Genomic DNA, 573 nt, shown 5'->3' with positions numbered 1-573 from the left:
GTCTGATTCATTGAATAAAGCTGATTGCCCGTGATCGCTTCTGTCGAACCTTTAGAAATTTCTCCATCTAATAGAAACTTTAATTTGCTGTTTTCTTGTTCCGCTATAACTTGACCATCTTTCTCTTTGTTCTTTACATGACGTGCTACAAAGGCATTGGCTTCATCATTCCACAACAAAGCATTCTGCTCAATGGTCTGTGTAAGTTCATTGCTGTTTTTAGAAAGCTCATTATGAAGATCTGTCAGCGATGTATCAACACCGCTAAAGGCTGAACCAACATCATGATATGACTGACCACCAACAACATACGTCGGAAGATTACCTACGAGCACATCAGCACCACCACCAAAATAGCTCGATGTATTTTTAGAAACACTGTCTAGATTAGTACTCACTGTCGTAACATTTTTATTAGTCGCAAATAACTGAGAGCCATTTACAACTTCTGTCGATTCTGCTGAAAGCACTCCTGCCTTAACACCTGAAAGTGTCCGGTCTTCTTTCTTACTGTTGGCAATATTGAGTTCTGTACCTTCTACTTCTTTGCCAATAGTAATAACCTTCGTATCA

1 pseudogene is annotated in these 573 nt (G+C 39.3%); it reads right to left on the bottom strand.

Going from position 1 to position 573, the window contains the following annotated elements:
* A pseudogene (locus ACFIJL_RS09855) lies at window positions 1-573 on the bottom strand (adhesin); the annotation flags it as partial.

The organism is Bartonella sp. TT119HLJHH (assembly GCF_042193385.1).
In the GTDB taxonomy this organism is placed as follows: Bacteria; Pseudomonadota; Alphaproteobacteria; order Rhizobiales; family Rhizobiaceae; genus Bartonella.
The sequence above is the reverse complement of the archived record's forward strand: the minus strand, read 5'-3'. Positions and strand labels throughout refer to the sequence as shown.